The organism is Mucilaginibacter gotjawali (assembly GCF_002355435.1).
Lineage (GTDB): Bacteria > Bacteroidota > Bacteroidia > Sphingobacteriales > Sphingobacteriaceae > Mucilaginibacter > Mucilaginibacter gotjawali.
On the sequence record NZ_AP017313.1, the window covers coordinates 6039086 to 6056407 of the forward strand.

The 17322-nt window shown below is 40.6% G+C and carries 16 protein-coding genes and 1 tRNA gene; 8 read left to right on the forward strand and 9 right to left on the reverse strand.

What is annotated here, in order from left to right:
* Positions 1–182: 182 nt before the first annotated feature.
* The 5 genes from MgSA37_RS26550 (at position 183) to MgSA37_RS26570 (ending at position 6854) form a co-directional block, all read left to right on the forward strand.
* Complete coding sequence (locus MgSA37_RS26550; RefSeq protein ID WP_096356670.1) at positions 183–830, forward strand: NAD(P)H-binding protein; 648 nt, start codon at positions 183–185, stop codon at positions 828–830.
* A 5-nt stretch (positions 831–835) separates the two neighbouring features.
* On the forward strand, positions 836–2701 hold the full coding sequence (locus MgSA37_RS26555; RefSeq protein ID WP_096356672.1) for an ABC-F family ATP-binding cassette domain-containing protein: 1866 nt from the start codon (positions 836–838) through the stop codon (positions 2699–2701).
* Positions 2701–2955 carry a CBU_0592 family membrane protein gene (locus tag MgSA37_RS26560; protein ID WP_197706049.1) on the forward strand — a complete coding sequence of 85 codons (255 nt, stop codon included), beginning with the start codon at positions 2701–2703 and terminating at the stop codon, positions 2953–2955. Before MgSA37_RS26555 ends, MgSA37_RS26560 begins: the two co-directional genes overlap by 1 nt.
* A gap of 284 nt (positions 2956–3239) precedes the next feature.
* On the forward strand, positions 3240–5102 hold the full coding sequence (mnmG, locus tag MgSA37_RS26565; protein WP_096356674.1) for a tRNA uridine-5-carboxymethylaminomethyl(34) synthesis enzyme MnmG: 1863 nt from the start codon (positions 3240–3242) through the stop codon (positions 5100–5102).
* 117 nt (positions 5103–5219) lie between these two features.
* Complete coding sequence (locus MgSA37_RS26570) at positions 5220–6854, forward strand: Ig-like domain-containing domain (protein ID WP_096356676.1); 1635 nt, start codon at positions 5220–5222, stop codon at positions 6852–6854.
* Here the strand turns inward: MgSA37_RS26570 and MgSA37_RS26575 are convergent.
* From MgSA37_RS26575 to MgSA37_RS26585, 3 genes are read right to left on the reverse strand one after another with little or no spacing between them, the layout of a single operon-like run.
* Positions 6844–7356, reverse strand: coding sequence for a gamma carbonic anhydrase family protein (locus tag MgSA37_RS26575; protein ID WP_096356678.1), 513 nt, complete (start codon positions 7354–7356; stop codon positions 6844–6846). The two genes, MgSA37_RS26570 and MgSA37_RS26575, sit on opposite strands and share 11 nt — an antisense overlap.
* 2 nt (positions 7357–7358) lie before the next feature.
* A complete protein-coding gene (locus MgSA37_RS26580) occupies positions 7359–7739 on the reverse strand; it encodes a type II toxin-antitoxin system VapC family toxin (protein ID WP_096356680.1) in 381 nt (126 codons plus the stop codon).
* Positions 7721–7948 carry a hypothetical protein gene (locus MgSA37_RS26585; protein ID WP_096356682.1) on the reverse strand — a complete coding sequence of 76 codons (228 nt, stop codon included), beginning with the start codon at positions 7946–7948 and terminating at the stop codon, positions 7721–7723. Before MgSA37_RS26585 ends, MgSA37_RS26580 begins: the two co-directional genes overlap by 19 nt.
* A 60-nt stretch (positions 7949–8008) precedes the next feature.
* Here MgSA37_RS26585 and MgSA37_RS26590 point away from each other — a divergent pair.
* Positions 8009–8081, forward strand: a tRNA-Gly gene (locus MgSA37_RS26590).
* 5 nt (positions 8082–8086) lie between these two features.
* On the opposite strand, the gene MgSA37_RS26595 is transcribed toward MgSA37_RS26590, so the two are convergent.
* Both MgSA37_RS26595 and nadB read right to left on the reverse strand, forming a co-directional pair.
* On the reverse strand, positions 8087–8653 hold the full coding sequence (locus tag MgSA37_RS26595; RefSeq protein WP_096356684.1) for a hypothetical protein: 567 nt from the start codon (positions 8651–8653) through the stop codon (positions 8087–8089).
* A gap of 7 nt (positions 8654–8660) precedes the next feature.
* A complete protein-coding gene (gene nadB, locus MgSA37_RS26600) occupies positions 8661–10253 on the reverse strand; it encodes an L-aspartate oxidase (protein WP_096356686.1) in 1593 nt (530 codons plus the stop codon).
* A gap of 407 nt (positions 10254–10660) precedes the next feature.
* On the opposite strand from nadB, the gene nadA reads away from it, so the two are divergent.
* Positions 10661–11653 (forward strand): quinolinate synthase NadA, encoded by a 993-nt coding sequence (gene nadA / locus MgSA37_RS26605; RefSeq protein WP_096356688.1) that lies wholly within the window; start codon positions 10661–10663, stop codon positions 11651–11653.
* Positions 11654–11831: 178 nt separating this feature from the next.
* Positions 11832–12881, forward strand: coding sequence for a thiamine-phosphate kinase (thiL, locus tag MgSA37_RS26610; protein WP_096357771.1), 1050 nt, complete (start codon positions 11832–11834; stop codon positions 12879–12881).
* Between the two features lie 163 nt (positions 12882–13044).
* Here thiL and MgSA37_RS26615 read toward each other — a convergent pair whose 3' ends face one another.
* The 4 genes from MgSA37_RS26615 to ricT form a co-directional block, all read right to left on the reverse strand.
* Positions 13045–13914 carry a DUF7003 family protein gene (locus MgSA37_RS26615; RefSeq protein WP_157750758.1) on the reverse strand — a complete coding sequence of 290 codons (870 nt, stop codon included), beginning with the start codon at positions 13912–13914 and terminating at the stop codon, positions 13045–13047.
* 27 nt (positions 13915–13941) lie between these two features.
* Positions 13942–15309: a DNA recombination protein RmuC gene (gene rmuC, locus MgSA37_RS26620; protein WP_096356692.1), complete on the reverse strand. Its 1368-nt coding sequence runs from the start codon at positions 15307–15309 to the stop codon at positions 13942–13944.
* 112 nt (positions 15310–15421) lie between these two features.
* The gene (locus MgSA37_RS26625; protein ID WP_096356694.1) at positions 15422–15904 is read right to left on the reverse strand and encodes a gliding motility lipoprotein GldH; all 483 of its coding nucleotides are present in this window, start codon (positions 15902–15904) and stop codon (positions 15422–15424) included.
* Positions 15905–17308 carry a regulatory iron-sulfur-containing complex subunit RicT gene (gene ricT / locus MgSA37_RS26630; protein ID WP_096356696.1) on the reverse strand — a complete coding sequence of 468 codons (1404 nt, stop codon included), beginning with the start codon at positions 17306–17308 and terminating at the stop codon, positions 15905–15907.
* Positions 17309–17322: the final 14 nt, after the last annotated feature.

Genomic DNA, 17322 nt, shown 5'->3' on the forward strand with positions numbered 1-17322 from the left:
GCAGTCGGGATTTGTGCCTCGGTTTCAAATGAATCGAATTATTGGTATAACACACAACCGCACAGTTTGTTTGCACATTTGGCGTCAATCAACTAATGGCCCTGTTTTACAAAAATTTAGACTGATGGTAAAAGTCGGCTACAAATTAATTATATGTATTTTTGCAAAAAATTTGATACAAGGTGGCCAAAGCGATCATAGCGGGCGCAAGCGGATTAATCGGAGGATTATTGCTCGAGATTTTATTACAAAGTTCTGAATATAAGGAGGTTGTGATTTTAGTTCGAAAGGAATTGCCCATAACACATCAAAAACTTAAACAACTTGTTATTGATTTTGACAAGCTGGAAGACTATGCTGCAGAAATAAACGGGCAGGCTGTTTTTTGTTGCCTGGGTACCACTCGTAAAAAAACGCCGGATCTTTCGGCTTACCGGAAGATTGATCACGATTACCCGTTGCTGATGGCCAGGATCGCCTTGCGGAACGGCATTCAGCAATATCACCTTGTTTCGGCGCTGGGCGCAGATGTAGGTTCTTCGACTTTTTATATGAAGCTAAAGGGCGAAGTGGAGGACGATATCACAAAGGTGGGACTAAAATGCCTGCACATTTACCGGCCATCGTTTTTAACCGGCCACAGGACGGAGAAAAACAGGGTTGAAGAAAAGATCGTTACCATATTATTTAAGCTGATAGATCCTTTATTGCTGGGCGGACTAAAAAAATACCGGAGTATCCCGGCAAAAACCGTAGCTATGGCTATGTATAAACAATCATTGATAAAACAGGAGGGTGTTTTTATACACCTGTCCGACCAAATAAAATAAATAGCGTGAGTACATATATCTCTGCCGAAAATTTAGGCCACTCTTTTCATGACCATTGGCTTTTCAGGAATGTATCCATCGGGATCAACCGCGGGCGCCGCGTTGCGCTGGTTGGCATTAATGGCGCCGGAAAATCAACCTTACTAAAACTGCTTGCGGGCAGCTTAAAACCTACCGAAGGAAAAGTGGCGCAAATGCGCGACCTTAACCTTGGCTACCTTGAGCAAGACCCCGGCTTTAAAGACGCCATTACCATCAGCGATTATATTTTCCATGCGGATGATATCCAGCAACAGTTAATCCGCAAATACGAGGAATTACTGGAAAATCACCCTGACAATTCAAGGGCAATTGAAGAGGTAATGGAAGAGATGGGCAATATTGATGCCTGGGAATATGAGTACAAAATAAAAACAATATTAGGCCGGCTGGATATTCATCACCTCAACCAAAAAATCACAACGCTGTCCGGTGGCCAAAAAAAGCGCCTGGCATTGGCCAAGCTGCTGATTGAGGATCCTGATATTTATATTTTGGATGAACCTACCAACCATTTGGATATTGATACCATTGAGTGGCTGGAAAAATTATTGACCGACGGCTCAAAAACCATATTGATGGTTACGCACGACAGGTATTTCCTGGATAATGTATGTAATGAAATATTAGAAATAGATAAAGGCAAGATCATCCCTTATGTAGGGAACTACGGCTATTATTTAGAGAAAAAGGCCGAACGCGAAAGCGCTGACGAAGCCGCATTTCAGAAAAACTCAAATTTATTGCGAAAAGAACTGGAATGGATGCGCCGCCAGCCCCAGGCGCGGGGAACCAAATCCAAAGCACGGATCGATGCTTTTTATGAACTGGAAGATAAAACCAAAAACGGCGGCGCCAAGCAAAAGGTGGAGTTAACCGTTAAAACGGCACGCCAGGGGAATAAAATTATGGAGATGAATCATCTTTATAAAGCATTCAACGGACATACTTATATCAATAACTTCAGTTACATATTTAAAAAAGGCGACAGGATAGGCCTTGCCGGAAAGAACGGCAGCGGTAAATCAACCTTATTAAACCTTATCACAGGTGGTTTACTTCCTGATAAAGGTATTATTGACAAGGGTGAAACTACGGTCATTGGTTATTTTCATCAATCGGGCATTGTTTTTAAAGAGGATGAGCGGGTTATTGATATTGTAAAAAATGTAGCGGAATTTATTACTATGGCTGATGGAAAGCTGATTTCCGCCTCTGCCCTGCTCACCCTATTCCTTTTCCCGCCGGCAAAACAATATGGATTTATTTCCAAGCTAAGCGGTGGCGAAAAGAAAAGGCTGCAATTAATGAGCATCCTGATGAAGAACCCTAATTTTTTAATCCTGGATGAGCCAACAAACGACCTGGATATTGACACGCTGAATGTACTGGAAGAGTTTTTAACCAATTATACCGGTGTATTAATGATTGTTTCGCACGACAGGTATTTACTGGACAAGCTAACCGACCAGCTTTTCATTATGGAACCCAACGGCCATGTGAAGATCTACAATGGCAATTATTCATCGTACAGGCTGGAACTGGAAGAAAACAAACAGCAAAGTAAAAAAAATAGTGTTATTGAAGCACCCGCAGCCCCTCAACCAAAAAAAAGTAAATTGAGTTTTAAAGAAACCAAAGAGCTTGAAACAATTGAAAGCGAAATAACTGCTATTGAAAAACAACTGCATGAAAAGAATGAAGAACTAAATGTGGCAGGCATTGATACGAATAAGCTTAATGATATATTAAAGCAAATTGCTGCGTTAAATAGTAAACTGGATGAAAAAAGCATGCGCTGGATTGAATTAACCGAATTAAAAGAAGCCTGATGAAAACATCTGATGTACTGGCATCCATAGGTGTAGTAATATTACTGGTAGCTTTTTTATTAAATCTTTATAAAAAACTACCCGCACAAAGCAGCACCTATAAACTAATGAACCTTATTGGTGCCGGGATTTGTTGTTTTTCGTCATATATGATCAGCTTTTATCCTTTTGTAGTATTGGAAGGCGTTTGGGCATTTGTAGCGTTATTATCATTATTTAATGTTCCACGTGGAACATCGCCGATAAATAAATAATTTTGTGTTGGCAGATTGTCGAATAATATATAGGGGTACAAAATTTTGTACCCCTATTACAAAACAAATAATGTTCCACGTGGAACATGGATAATAATAATTTCATACCGTAGGGGTACAAAATTTTCTGCCCCTACAAAAACAAATAATGTTCCACGTGGAACATGGGTGGTAATAAAATAATACAGGTAGGGGCAGAAAATTTTCTGCCCCTACGACGGAAATATTAAATATTCCACGTGGAACATAAAGAATGTGCCATAGGTACATAATACAGGTAAAACATGTTTAAAAAATATAATGTAATTGTAGTAGGTGCCGGTCATGCCGGCTGTGAGGCGGCGGCGGCAGCGGCTAACCTGGGTTCCTCTGTGCTTTTAATCACCATGAACATGGGTGTTATAGCACAAATGAGCTGCAACCCGGCCATGGGCGGCGTAGCTAAAGGACAAATAGTAAGAGAAATTGACGCACTGGGAGGTTATTCAGGTATTATTACAGATAAAACATCTTTACAATTCAGGATGCTAAACTGCTCAAAAGGTCCTGCCATGTGGAGCCCCAGGGCGCAAAGCGACAGGATGCGTTTTGCCGAAGAGTGGCGCCTGGCGTTGGAGCGTACACCTAACGTAGATTTTTGGCAGGATACTGTAACATCGCTATTGGTAAAGAACAATACAATTGCCGGGGTAAAGACATCCCTGGGTATAGAAATAGCATCGGATGCAGTTGTTTTAACTAACGGTACTTTCTTAAATGGCGTTATCCATATCGGCGAAAAACGCTTTGGCGGCGGTCGCACCGGCGAAAAAGCTGCTACCGGTTTAACCGAACAATTAGTAGAACTCGGATTTGATTCGGGCAGGATGAAAACCGGCACCCCGCCACGTGTGGATGGCAGGAGCCTCAACTATACCTTAATGGAAGAACAATGGGGCGATGAAGAGCGCGGCCGTTTCTCCTACACCGACGTGGAATTAGCCAAAGACCAGCGCTGCTGCTGGATAACCTACACCAATAATAAGGTACACGAAACCTTAAAAGAAGGTTTTGAAAGGTCCCCAATGTTTACGGGGCGCATCAAAGGATTAGGGCCAAGGTATTGCCCGTCTATTGAAGATAAGATCAACCGCTTTGCCGAAAGGGAGCGGCACCAGATCTTTGTAGAACCTGAAGGATGGAACACGGTTGAAATATATGTCAATGGTTTTTCTACCTCATTGCCTGAAGATATTCAATATAAAGCCCTGATCCAAATACCGGGTTTTGAAAATGCAAAAATGTTCAGGCCCGGATACGCCATTGAATATGACTATTTTCCCCCTACCCAACTCGGGCTAACACTGGAAACCAAACTAATCAGCAACCTCTATTTTGCCGGGCAGATCAATGGAACAACCGGATATGAAGAAGCCGCATCCCAGGGATTTATCGCCGGTATAAACGCCCATCAGAAAATTAATGATAAACATGAACTGATCATGAAACGTTCTGAATCCTATATCGGGGTGCTGATTGATGACCTGGTAACCAAAGGAACGGAGGAGCCCTACCGCATGTTTACCTCGAGGGCTGAACACCGTTTACTTTTGCGCCAGGACAATGCCGATATCCGGTTAAGCCCTATGGGACATGAGTTAGGTTTAATCAGCGACGAGCACCTTGAAAAAGTAAACAACAAAATAAAAAACTCGGATGATATTGTTGCTTACACCAAATCAAAAGCGATAGACCCGGCAAGTGTCAACAACTTACTGGAAGAAATGGGAACGAGTGCACTTAGCCAAAACACCAAATTGTTTAATTTATTAAGCCGCCCGCAAATTGGTTTTAACGACCTGAGAAAAGCTGACGACACTTTAAATAATTTATTGCTGGCTTATGATAAAGAAACTATTGAACAGGCTGAAATAAAAATCAAATATGAGAGTTATTTTGAGAAGGAATTAGACATTGTTGAACGGATGAGGAAAATGGAAGACAAAGAAATAAATCCTGAATTTAATTATCATCAACTGAATTCACTATCAAAAGAAGCACGGGAAAAATTAATGAAGATAAAACCGCGCACACTGGGCCAGGCATCCCGGATTTCGGGCGTAACGCCGTCTGATATTTCGGTTTTAATGGTTCATATCTCCAGGTAGGCTTATAATTAATTGATATACAAACGATTATAAAATTATTTGCTTAAATTAATTATTTTTAATTTTTAATATCAGGCATCGTCAAAAGATAAAAATCGCCTGAATCGCTTAAAAACTATGTTAAACAAAAAATGCTCATTTTTGGCCCTTATTTTACCCGGTTTTTTGATGCTGATGGGCTGTGCAAACCGGCAAGCGATTACCGGAGGACCCAGGGACCATGATCCGCCGAAATTGCTCAAGGCAACACCGCCAAACATGACCCGTAATTTTAAGGCCAATACTATTCAGCTGGATTTTGATGAGTATTTTAAATTAACGAATAGTTATACCGAAATTACGATGAGCCCTGCCCAGACAAAAATACCGGAGTATAAGACGAGCAAAAAAAGTTTGATCATTAAACTGAAAGATACGCTCGAAAAAAATACTACCTATGTGATCAATTTCGGAAAAGCCATCGCTGATGTAAATGAAAGTAACGTGATGAAAAATTTCACCTACGTTTTTTCAACCGGTCCGCATATCGATTCGTTAAGTATGTCGGGAAGGGTGATCAATACAACCACCGGCGAAAGGGAGAAAGAAGCAACAGTGATGCTTTTTACTTTAAAACAGGATTCCTTACTTTTTGGAAAGAAGAAGCCCACCATATTTACCACCACGGATACCAGCGGTAATTTCTCGCTCAATAACCTGCATGACGGAAAATATAAACTTTATGCCCTTAAGGAAATCACCGGCGGAAATAAAATATACGATAATGACAAAGAGCTGATAGCCTTCAGTAAAAATATAATCAACCTTCAGCGCGATACGTCAAATATCGAATTGAAGCTTTTTAAGGAAAATCCTGAAAAATTTAAATTGGTTGAAAAACGTTTTGACCAGGATGGTAAACTATTTTTTTCCTTTAATAAGAGTTTGGATAATCCATCTGTAAGAATAACTTATCCGCCGGATTTTGATAAATACAAAATTGCAGAAATAAGCAAGACGAATGATACCGCTACTATCTATATGCGCAATATGGATTTCGATTCGTTAAGGGTTACTTTTTTAGATAATAACAAACCGTTGGATACAATCGCTATGAGAAAAGGAAGAAAAGAATCCTTTATCAGGATCCTTACTTTTCAATATAACCTGAGCGACTTAAAACTAAAACCACGTACACCGCTTATCGCCACGGCAAGTTACCCTATAGAATCATTTGACCCGGCACTGATCACTTTAAAGGAAGACTCCAACGAGGTAAGTAACTTTACTATTGTAAGAGATACGGCTAACACCAGGAAATTTACTGTAGACTACCGGTGGAAACAAAATGCCAACTATACCTTAGTTTATAATGCAGGCGCCTTTACGGATATTTACGCCGAAAAAAACAAAGGCACGATTAAACATTTTTCACTTAATAAACCTGAAAATTACAGCTTGCTTACTTTAAAAGTAACCGTACCGGACAGCGGAAAATACTATATTGTACAGTTAATGGATGATAGAAATCATATCTTAAGAAAAGACGTGATCCATAAATCGGGACCAATAGTTTATAAAGATTATATAACCGGTAAATATAATATCAGTGTAGTATATGACGATAATAAAAACGGTAAGTGGGATAGTGGCAATATCCATTTAAGGCTGCAACCGGAAAATATTTGGGTTGACCCTGTAGTATTAACGCTAAGGCCAAACTGGGAGCAGGAAACTGAAGTTATTATACCTAAGGAACCCGCTACTCCTTAAACCAGCCTGAATACATAACATAATTATCTGGTAACTTTTTAAGCATCTCCTTTTGCTGATCAGTTATCGGTTTTATTTTTTTTGCGGGGATACCGGCATAAAGAAAGCCTGATTCGCATATCGTTTTTTCGAGCACGATGGCGCCCGCAGCTATGATCACATACTCCTCAACAATAACATGATCCATAACGATAGCGCCCATCCCTATCAATACATGATCATGTACGGTACAACCATGTACCAGCGCATTGTGGCCTATTGAAACACAGTTACCAATGTTGGTTGGCGCATACATATAGGTACAATGTATAACGGCGCCATCCTGGATATTAGTTTTGTTACCTATTTTGATGTAATGCACATCCCCCCTGATCACTGCGTTAAACCATACCGAACAATTATCGCCCATTACTACATCGCCAACAATTGTAGCATTGGGAGCAATAAAGCAGTCGTTTCCCCAGGATGGGCTGATATTTTTAACAGGTAGTATAACAGGCATATTTAAATCAGATGAGGATTTATTATTTCAAGTCCTTCAATCTTTTCAAAGTCTGAAGTGTTTCTTGTTATTAAAACTAAATCATTATGTAGAGCGGTAGCCGCGATTATTGCGTCCGGAAGTTTAATTTTATACCTTTTTCTAAGTTCAACAGTTATTGAAGCAATTTCAATACCTACATCGTAAACGGTTGCAACGTCACAAAAACTTTTTAGTTTTTGTGACTCCTCTCCGCTAGTATTACTATTAGCAAACACTTCAATAAAAGTTATGACAGAAATTAAAGGCTCAATAGAAAAAAGTAAATATCTACCGCCGTCCGGAAGTGCTTTGTTAAAAAAATCTATAATAGCATTGGAATCTATCAAATATCTCTTTCCCACTCGTCGCGGCTTTTATTAACTTTTTCGTGAAGTTCGTTTGCAGTTTTATCGGATAGTATTCCCCAAAAATCAGCCATTGTTTTTTTAGGGGAAGCAGGGTTTATTTCATCAATCAAAAACACATTAACTTCTACCTTCTTTCCGACGTAATCAGCAGGAACGTCTAATTGGATATGGGTATCATCCGGAATAACAATTGTTCGCACCATACTCAAATTTACGTTATATTTCCTAATAAGTTAAATACTTTTTACATTAGCAAAAAATAAGCGGAAATAGCTCAGCTGGTAGAGCATCAGTTTCCCAAACTGAAGGCCGCGGGTTCGAATCCCGTTTTCCGCTCTTTTTTATTTTTCTTCATTGCTTTTTTCAACAACAATTTTTAATGATTCTTGCCCTGCATGAGGATATTCGTTTATATTCTTTAGCGCAAAATCCAACTCTTCCCGTGTGCAGCTACTAAATCTTTTATAATAAAACTCAGCCATTTTTTTATATTCTTCATTTGCTTCTTTATCTGACTTTCCAAAAACATTCTTGTAAAATTTTATAGAAAACCCATAATCAATAATAGAGTAAATAACCAACATTAATAAGAACAAAGGATTTATCCCTGGCGAAGAAAAATAAAATATACCAACATTATAAATGGCACTTTTTCCAAAAGAGATATTTTCAACTGTAAATGATATTATATTAAACGCAGCCAGCATCAAGAGGCAAATCAAAAATACTTTGGCTCTTTTTCCATCTTTAATTCTTAATAAGGTAGTTATAAATAAACAGATAAACCCAAGGTATAAATTTACCGTTAAAATATATCCGTCAGAAAAATGCCGAAATATTGAAATTACCAGAAAAATAAATAATATTAACAAAACAAAGATGTCTTTATATTTTGCCTTTTTATTCATATTTATATCAAAACACAGTATCCTCTATAACATCTGCATGAAAAGGATAATCTGTAGTAGAATGTAAACCACGACTTTCTTTACGCATCATCGCCGATTTAACTACCAGGAACGATACCTGGATCAAATTTCTTAACTCGCAAAGCTTTACAGACAGTTTGGTCTTTTTGTAAAAATCTTCAGTTTCTTCATACAATAAACCTAAACGGCGCATGGCACGTTCCAGCCTGAAATCTGAGCGGACAATCCCCACATAATCATTCATCACTTTTTGCATTTCGCGCACGTTATGGGTTACGAGGATATCTTCATTAGATAGCTGCACCCCTTTTTCATCCCAATCAGGTATATTTTCAGGAATTGTTATATCCTTAAATTGCATTATAGCATCCTCATAGATCCGGTGAGCAAATACCAGCGCTTCTAACAAAGAATTTGACGCTAAGCGGTTAGCACCATGTAAACCGGTAGATGAACACTCACCGCAGGCATACAACCTTAGTAAGGAAGAACGACCTACATGATCAACCATTACCCCACCACACATATAATGACAGGCAGGCGCCACGGGGATCATATCTTTCGTCATGTCAATGCCTATCTCCAGGCATTTGGCATAAATATTTGGAAAATGTTTTAAAATATCTTTTTTACTGCGATGCCTTATATCCAGGTAAACAAAATCTTCTCCTGATTTTTTCATCTCCGCATCGATTGCCCTTGCCGTTATATCCCTGGGCGCTAACGATTTACGCTCATCATATTCCTGCATAAACTCTTCGCCATTGGTTCGTTTTAAAATACCACCAAAACCACGTACCGCTTCCGAAATTAAAAATGAAGGATATTCGCCCGGGTTATATAAAGCTGTAGGATGGAACTGGATAAATTCCATATTCCTTACTTTACCCTTAGCCCTGTAAACCATAGCTACCCCATCGCCGGTTGCTATGGTTGGATTTGTCGTAATTGAATATATATGCCCGGCACCACCTGAAGCCATCACTGTCACCTTTGAAAGAATCTTTTCAACATTCTTGGTATGGTTATTAAAGGCATAGATACCATAGCAGGTGATATCTGTTGTTGATTTACCTACCAACACTCCTAAATGGTGCTGGGTAATTAAATCAACAGCAAAATAATGGGTTAAAATCTCAATATTAGGATTATTATGGATCTGCTCCAATAACGACCTTTCTATCTCAAAACCGGTGATATCTTTATAATGCAGCACCCTGAATTCTGAGTGGCCACCTTCTTTAGCAAGATCATAAAGGCCATCATTTGTTTTATCAAAATTAGTCCCGTAATCAATAATTTCATTGATCCTGGCCGGACCTTCTTTTACAACTGCTTCTACAACTTCTTTATCACAAAGCCCGTCACCCGAAATTAAAGTATCCTGTATATGCTTTTCGAAGGAATCATCCTTTTTATCAACAACTACGGCAACCCCGCCCTGGGCATACTTAGTGTTTGATTCGTCTTCATTAGATTTCGTAACTATCAGAACTTTACCATGTTTTGCCGCCTTAAGGGCAAAACTCAATCCCGCTATACCTGATCCTACAACCAGGAAATCCACAGTTTTAGTCATAAATTTATTCGCTATGTAAACAATAACCGATGATGTTAATAACCGGTATAAAACATGTTAATTTTGTGTAAACAAAAACCTAATAAGTAATTACCCCGTGGATAAACCCTATTTTTGCGCCTTATCTTATATATTTTTAACCGACTTTTGCGCAGCTAAACAGCCAAAGCTAACATTTTAGAAAGTAATAAAGTATTAACAAAAAAGTTTTTAAATTAAAAGTTGCTTATTAAATCCATCTTAAAATCAATTAAATAACATAAATAAAACAAAGATTTTCTGTGGAAAAGTAATTAGAAAAAATATAAAGGCTATTTTTAAAAACTAATTTTACACATAACTAACACACCAATAACAATAGGTTCTTTATACTTATAAAACTAATTGTTATTAATTGAATTGTTGAAATGGATACCTTCGAAGAAATAAATGTGAAAGGTTTTGCGGATGAATTTATCGATCCGACCCTTGATCTTTTTGATGAAATTGAAAAGTTAAAAAAAGAAAAGAATGCTGTTATCCTTGCTCATTATTACCAGGAACCTGATATCCAGGATATCGCCGACTACATTGGCGATAGTTTGGGATTATCGCAGCAAGCAGCAAAAACTGATGCCGATATTATCGTTTTTGCCGGCGTTCATTTTATGGCCGAAACAGCCAAAATATTATCTCCTTCAAAAAAAGTTTTACTACCCGACATAAAAGCCGGCTGCTCGTTGGCCGACAGCTGCCCGCCCCACTTGTTCAGGAAATTTAAAGAACAATATCCCGATCACCTGGTGATCACTTACGTGAACTGCACAGCCGAACTGAAAGCCATGAGCGATATCGTTTGCACATCAAGCAATGCGGTTGGTATTGTGGAGAGCTTGCCAAAAGACCAGAAGATCATCTTCGGTCCTGATAAAAACCTGGGGGCTTATGTAGCAAAAAAAACCGGAAGGAATCTGGTTTTATGGAACGGCGCCTGTATGGTACATGAGATTTTTTCGAGAGAGAAAATAACCAAACTGAAGGAACGTCACCCGGGCGCTAAACTGCTGGCACATCCTGAATGTGAAGATGCTATCCTGCAAATGGCTGATTATATTGGTTCGACCACAGGAATTTTAAAATATGCGTCAAAACACGGGGATAAAGAATTTATAGTAGCAACGGAATCGGGCATTATTCACCAGATGGAAAAAGAAAATCCTGGTAAAACATTTATCCCGGCTCCGCCAAATAACAATTGCGCATGTAATGATTGCCCGCATATGAAAAGGAATACGCTTGAGAAATTATATCTGTGTTTGAAAAATGAGATGCCGGAAATTAGCGTACCGCAGGATATTATTGAAAAAGCCGTAAAACCAATTGAAAGAATGCTGGAGATCTCGGCCAGTTTGGGACTATAAATTTGAGATTTCACCTATTTTTTGTTGATTTCACTGATGATAATGTGATTAAGAAGAAAAAGGCTAATTTCTCAAAAAAATTTCCCGCCTTCGGCGGTAGGGTGTTTCCGGGTTGCGCTTTTTAACGTCAGTCAGGGTAACTTGTTAACATTTACTTTTTAAAAAATAGATAATGTCGTTGTTTGATAATAAAGAAAAAACAAATATTGAAGCTTTGGGCGAATTTGGCCTGATCAATTATTTGACTGAAAATATAAAAATTTCCCAAAAAAGTACAGTAAAAGGCGTTGGTGATGATGCTGCGGTACTTGATTTTGATGGAAAAAAGGTATTGGTTTCAACCGATATGTTGTTGGAAGGGATTCATTTTGATTTGGCCTATACCCCATTGAAACATTTGGGTTATAAAGCGATACAGGTTAACCTGAGTGATATTTACGCGATGAATGGCATAGCCTCGCAGGTTACGGTGTCTATCGGGATCTCCAGTAAATTTCCGCTGGAAGCCGTGGAAGAATTGTATGAAGGCATTTACTTAGCCTGCGAAAAGTATAATGTGGACCTGGTTGGAGGTGATACTTCCTCATCAAAACAAGGCCTGGTGATCAGCGTGACAGCGTTGGGTTATGCTGATGAGAAGGATATTGTGTACCGTAACGGCGCTGAAGAAGGTGATTTGATTTGTGTTTCGGGGGATTTGGGAGGAGCCTATACCGGGTTACAACTGCTGGAGCGTGAGAAGTTGATCTATTTGGAGAATCCCAATATTCAACCTGACCTGGAAGGAAAGGACTATATAGTTGAACGCCAGTTAAAGCCGGAGGCCCGCAGGGATGTAATAGAATTGCTGAAAGATATTGAGGTAAAACCGACAGCGATGATAGATGTATCCGACGGCCTGGCATCTGAATTATTGCATATCTGCAAACAAAGCAATAAAGGCTGTAATTTGTACGAGGAAAAAATTCCCATGGATCCCATGACTTTTGAAACGGCCCGCGAATTTAACCTTGACCCAACCGTTTGCGCCCTGAGTGGCGGCGAAGACTACGAGCTCCTGTTTACCGTTAAACAAGCCGACTACGACAAGATCAAGTTTAAAATGGATATCACCATTATCGGGTATATTACGGAGCCCTCAGCCGGCTGTAATTTAATAACCAAGGCAGGGAATAGCCATCCGTTGAAGGCGCAGGGATGGAATGCGTTTAGCCCCCCGGCGCCCTGAAACGGGAGTTTTTGATGATAAATATTTTTAACCCGTTTTAATGTTGGTCGTTTTCGTGGCGGCCGCATGATTTAGGGTAGCCTCTACGAGGCAATATGGCGTGGTTGGTTTTTTTTCTACAAGGGGTTGAGCCTATGGCTCATTTACATATTGTTAGTAGTATTTACAAATTTCCGGATGTCCAGTTTGACCAATGATTAGTTGGTTTAAGCGTGGGTTTCCACAAAGACGTATCCCGCTTCACAAGAATTTTGGCTAATAACTGATAAGTTTCTTGTGTGCTTGGCAGATTACCCGGTTTATAGACACTTTCAAAATGAAATTTCCCGATGGTCATTAGCTTGGGAATATTGGCTGGAATGTGTTCCCTTATTTCAGCGTCTGTCGCAGCTATGGTTGATGGGGCGGTTTCGCTTAAATACCGCACAATATCGCCAAAACCGATCAGTTTTTTTGGGTTGTCGTCACTGCGCGGAATAATGCCCAGGCGGGCGTATTTAGACAGATCGTGCTCTATCTTTACTTTCTTACCCCTGATATTTACTTCGTTTGCTAAGGGACTGATTAATTCAAATTGTTCGTAGTCTGAGCCTTTTTTATTACGAATCCTTTCATATTCGCCCCCGGAAATAAGGACAATATTGCTGGTATTTGTGATATAGTTTCTTTCGGGATATTTGTCCACAGGATAATTTATACAATTTCCGAAGTAATCTAATTCAATCTCAGCATCGCCGGCTCTATTTTGATACCCGCTTTTTTCAAAAACAATTGCCCACCGATTTTTGTCAGCGTACAAATGGATTCTGCTACCCGCTGTTACACAATATCCATGTTCCAGATCGAGCATAAAATTGTACTTTATGTCCCCGCTGTTTCCAGGCGGATAAAAGTCATTGGGAACACCCCTAAAGGCCAGGTCCAACTGTTTAAGAATATCATCTTCAGTATAGGCTTTTTGAACACTCACCGGTTTGCAGTCGTTGAATAAAAGTATAGCAAGCGTAAAAATAAACGTGATAATCTTCATCATATAAAAATAGCATTAAGTAGCTTATTGCTACTCCTCCCCAATATATTTCTGATCCAATTGCTTATTGGCTTTTGCCCCAAGCCCCTTAATTTTTTCGGCGGTTTTGGTGAGGTTGCCATTGCCTTCGGTGAGTTTGCTGATGGCGCTATCGTAGGCGTTTTGGCTTAGTTTAATGTTTTTGCCGATGCCTTCCATGTCGCCCATAAAACCAACAAATTTGTCGTACATGGCGCCGCTTAAACGGGCAATTTCCAAAACATTGCGGTTTTGCCGTTCCTGTTTCCAGATGCTGGCGATGGTGCGCAGCGTTGCCAGTAAGGTAGATGGGCTAACAATTACCACCCGTTTATCCCAGGCATCACTGAATAATTCAGCATCAATTTGTACGGCAAAACTGAAGGAAGATTCTATCGGCACAAAAAGCAAAACAAAATCCGGCGAATTGATCTGGTACAGGTCGTGATAGTTTTTGGAAGATAGATTGAGCACGTGTCCGCGAATAGATTCTACGTGTGCTTTCGAATAAAGTTTACGCTCGTCTTCGGTTTCAGCATTAACCAAACGCTCGTAAGCGATTAAAGACACTTTTGAGTCGATAATCAGGTGTTTCTCATCAGGAAGGTCTATGATAGCGTCAGGCTGCAGCCGGTTGCCCTGGGCATCGCTTAAACTGGCTTGCAGGCGGTATTCCCTGTCTTTCACCAGGCCCGACCGTTCCAGCACCCGTTCCAGGATCACTTCTCCCCAATTACCCTGTTTTTTATTATCGCCCTTTAAGGCTTTGGTTAAATTCTGCGCCTCGTTGCTGATCGTTTGGTTTAACTCCATCAGTTGGGTGATCACGCCTTTCAGGGTATTGCGTTCCGCCGCTTCCATATTATAAACCTTTTCCACTTTTTCCTCAAACGCCCTGATGTTTTCTTTTAGGGGATTGAGCAGGATGTCCATACTGGTGCGGTTGGTCTCGATAAACTTTTGTGATTTTTCGTCCAGTAATTTATTGGCGATATTTTGAAACTCCAGCTGGAATTTTTGCTGGATCTCCCTGATCGAGGCCTCCTGTTCAGCCAGGCGCTGGCGCTGGGCAATCAGTTGTTCTTCGGCTTTGGCCACGCGGTTCTTTTCAACAAGCAATTCCTGGTTAAGGCGGATGGTCAGATGATCATATCTTTCTCTTTCCTCCTGCAATTGGCGGTCTGCCTTATCCCGTTCCATGGTTAACCCGGCGGCGCGTTCTTCGGCTTTGGCCAGCAATATATTCAGGGAGGTATTGTCATTTTTTAAGCGTGATAATTCCTCTGCTGAAATGCCATTGGCCGACGCCGGTTTCTTTAAAAAAAGAAGCACCGCGATTAAAAGAATGACTATCGAAGAAATTAAAAGATACAGATCCATTTTGATAAAAATATTAGCAAAACGAAGGTAGAGAAAAGTTAGTAAAGTCCGAAAGTCAGTAAAGACCGGAAAGAAAAAACCGCTATAGTTTCCCCTTTAGGGGGTTAGGGGGCTATTGTACCCTTTCCACCCTCAACCCCACATCGCTTACTTCGCGCAACGGGTTATCCCGCATATTTTGCTCGATATAAAAAGTATAAACCCCTTTGGCCGGGAATTTATAATTGGAGCGAAAGGGCGCCTGGTAGGCGTATAAATCTCCTGACCCTTTACCCAGCCATTCACCTTCTTTATTGGCAAGTTTAAGCTCATAGCGGGTAACCTCAGTTTTTTTATCAGGATTAACCTGGGTGATCAGCACAAAAATATTGGAGTATTTATAATCCCCCGTAACCCTTAAATTCATTTCCAGGTTATAGGGGATCTTTTCGTCATCAATCTTTACATCAAACCTAACCCGGTTGATATAGGTCCAGTTATGGTTTTCAACTTCGCTGCTTTTATCAATAACAGCATTTTTATCGGTGCATGCCGCCACCGACAGTAAAACCGCTGTAGCGGCAAATGAAAAAAATATATTGATTACCCGTTTCATTTATTCAGTTCCCGGCTGCGGCCCTTTGTTATTATCATTTCGCCTGTTTTTATTAGGCCTGAATTTCTTCTTTTTATTCGGATTAGGTGCTCCTTCCGGCCGTGGTGTACCTTCCGGTCTTGCTGCACCTTCAGGCCGCGGGCCCTGTGCTGCAACCGGCCTTTGTCCGGGTGTGCCGTTTGGACGCGGCCCATTGCCTGCCGGCCTGGGTGTGCTGCCTGATGCCTGCGCCGGACGTTGCCCGTTTTCACCGGCGCTACCGCCGGGCCGCTGGTTTTTATTCCGGTTCTTATTTTTGTTTTTGTTACGGTTGCGGTTTTCGTCCAGGCGGGTTAGGCTGTCCTGTCCAACAACATTTTCATAATCCAGCACTTTTACCGGTTTTGTTTCTATTTCAACTACCTCACCCAGATCTGGCGGAATAATGCCTTCGCGGTTCATTTTCTGAACTTCCCGAACCCTGTCTAATGGCAGCGGGATCCATGATTCCTCCCGTGGATAGCTGAACCACATCAGCTTTTTAAATATATCCGTTTTTTGCAAACGCGCATCACCCTTTTCAGTTCTTAAAACATTCACATTATCGGGAATATATTTAAGCGCATCCATATAAGTGTCCAGCTCGTAATTTAAACAGCACTTGAGTTTACCGCACTGGCCCGCAAGTTTTAGTGTATTTAACGATAGGTTTTGGTAACGTGCTGCAGAGGTGGATACTGTTTTAAAATCAGTAAGCCAGGTAGAGCAGCAAAGCTCGCGCCCGCATGACCCAATACCCCCCAGCCGGCTGGCTTCCTGGCGCATCCCGATCTGGCGCATTTCGATCCGGATCCGGAAAGTTTCCGCCATTTTTTTGATCAGTTCCCTGAAATCGACGCGGCCTTCGGCCGTATAATAAAACGTGGCTTTTGATTTATCGCCCTGGTAGTCCACATCACTTAACTTCATGGATAAGTTAAGTTCCAGTGCAAGTTTCCTTGATTTGTGCATGGTTTCCCATTCCAGGTCTTTTGCGGCTTTCCACTTATCCACATCGGCAGGCGTAGCCTTGCGGTAGATCTTTTTGGCAACGTCGGCTTCTTTTACCCGGCGTTTAACCATCTGCATCCGCACCAGTTCGCCAGTGATGGAAACATGGCCAATATCATAGCCACCGGTTGTTGTTTCAACCGCTACCAGTTCACCCGCCTCCAGGTAAATGTTATCATTATTAAGGTAAAATTCTTTTCTTGATCCTTTAAATTTTACTTCAACAACGTTGAAAGGCTTATAATTTGTCGGCATATCCATATTGGACAGCCAATCGTAAACATCTAACTTGCTGCAGCCATTGGTGAGGCACGAGCCGTTACTTTTGCAGCCCGCCGGAGAACATCCCCCGGTTGAGCAACTTCCACATCCCATAATTAATCTGGTAT